This window comes from Pseudomonas sp. UBA6276, from assembly GCF_002438365.1.
GTDB lineage: Bacteria > Pseudomonadota > Gammaproteobacteria > Pseudomonadales > Pseudomonadaceae > Aquipseudomonas > Aquipseudomonas coleopterorum.
Genome location: NZ_DJUS01000134.1, coordinates 636 through 2,672, shown reverse-complemented (window position 1 = coordinate 2,672; position 2,037 = coordinate 636). Strand labels below are relative to the sequence as shown.

The window sequence follows — 2,037 nt, the reverse complement described above, 5'->3', positions numbered from 1 at the left end:
GGCTTGCGCCGCTGCTACACGGCCCGCTCGCCAAACCGGACGCACGGTCCACGCGTTCCTCTGTAGCAGCGGCGCGAGCCGCGTCGGCGGTATACGCGGTGTATCAGTAGAAACGCAACACCCCAACCGCGGCCCGCGCCGCTGACACTTGGAGACTACCGTTTGAAACCCTCGTACAAGGAACGTCAACACGCCCTGCGCAGCTGGAACATCCACTCGCTGCCGGAGACACCTTTCGCCTTCGCCCGTTTCTTCGTCGGCCATTTCCGCGGTTGGTACCTGGCGATCCTGCTGTTGCAGGTAGTGGCAGTGACCTGCACGGTGCTGGTGCCCTGGGTGCTGGGGCAGATCACCCGCGTGGTCAGCACCGCCAGCGCGGACAACCTCAACTGGCAGACCTTGAGCAAGCCGCTGCTGCTGTTCGCCGGCCTGCTGGTGCTCGAAGTGCTGTGTACCCGCGGCGCCACCGGCGCGCATATCCGCGTCTTGCCACTGCAACGGCGCACCGTGACCCACGCGGTCTACGCCTACCTGCAGCGCCACTCCCATCGCTTCGTCAGCAGCGAATTCGCCGGTGCCCTGGCGCACAAGATCTCCGAAGTCTCCATGGGCGTGGGCCAGGCGCTGGCGCTGTTGCTGTTCGACCTGATTCCGCTGCTGGTCACCCTGACCCTGGCCGTGGCGGTATTGGCCACAGCGTCGGTCTGGCTGGCGCTGTTCATGCTCGGCTGGTCGGTGGCGTTCATCACCGTCTGCTATTTCCTGGCCAAGCGCAGTCACCCGCTGTCCCAGCAATACTCGGCGGCGCGCAGCACCAGCAACGGCAAGGTGGTGGATGCGGTGTCCAACCTGACCAACATCCGCCTGTTCGCCCGGCATTCGTTCGAACATCGCTACCTGGGCGATTACCTGGACCGCGAGTTGAAGGCCGCCGGCCGCTCGTTCGGCTACATGGAGAAAATCCGCTGGTTCCAGTCGATCTGCGGAATGTCACTCAAGGTCGGCATGCTGCTGATCGCCCTGTACCTCTGGCGCCTGGGCAGTATCGACATCGCGACTTTCGTGATGGCCACCAGCCTGTCGCTGTTGATCATCACCGACGTCGCCAACCTGTCGCGGCGCTTCCTGGATTTCTTCGAGGCCACCGGCAACATCGCCAACGGCGTGCGCACCTTGATCCGCCCCCATGAAGTGGTGGACGAGCCCGACGCGCAGCCGCTCGCCGCGGTGCGCGGGGCCATCGAGTTTCGCGATGTAAGCTTTGGCTATTCGCCGCAGAAGCCGGTGTTCGAGCATCTGCAGTTGTCCATCCCGGCGGGACAGCGGGTTGGCCTGGTCGGCACTTCCGGCTCGGGCAAGTCGTCGCTGCTCAACCTGCTGTTGCGTCTGTACGACGTCAATCAAGGGCAGGTGTTGATCGATGGCCAGGATGTGCGCAGGGTGACCCAGCATTCACTGCATCAGCAGATCGGCCTGATCCCTCAGGAACCGGGCCTGTTTCACCGCAGCATCGCCGAAAACATCAACTACGGTCGTCTGGATGCCAGCCCTCAGGAACTGGCCCAGGCCATCCACCGCGCCGGTGCGAGCGCGTTCATCGACGGCATGGACCAGGGCGCCGAGTCGCTGGTGGGTGAACGTGGCGTGAAGCTTTCCGGTGGCCAACGCCAACGCATCGCCATCGCCCGGGTGTTGCTCAAGAACGCGCCCATTCTGGTGATGGACGAGGCGACTTCGGCGCTGGACTCGATCACCGAACGGTTCATCCAGGAGAAGCTCGACGAAATCATGCAGGACAAGACCGTGATCGTCGTCGCCCACCGGCTGTCGACGGTTGCCCACCTGGACCGCATCCTGGTGTTCGAAGACGGCCGCATCATCGAAGACGGCTCCCACGACGACCTGCTGGCCCAGCAGGGCCAGTACTTCCGCCTCTGGAGCCGCCAGGCCCAGAACCCGTACGACGAGGAGCTGGCGTTGGCGTAGTCCGGTGGGAGCGCGCTAAGCAGGCCAGGCCCCTTCGCGGGCAGAGACCCG

Annotated in this window: 1 protein-coding gene; it reads left to right on the top strand. The window is 64.5% G+C overall.

Annotated features, from left to right (window positions below; translation table 11 throughout):
• Positions 1-162: 162 nt before the first annotated feature.
• Positions 163-1,986, top strand: coding sequence for an ABC transporter ATP-binding protein (locus tag B2V21_RS16115; RefSeq protein ID WP_286917372.1), 1,824 nt, complete (start codon positions 163-165; stop codon positions 1,984-1,986).
• The last annotated feature ends 51 nt before the right edge of the window (positions 1,987-2,037 follow it).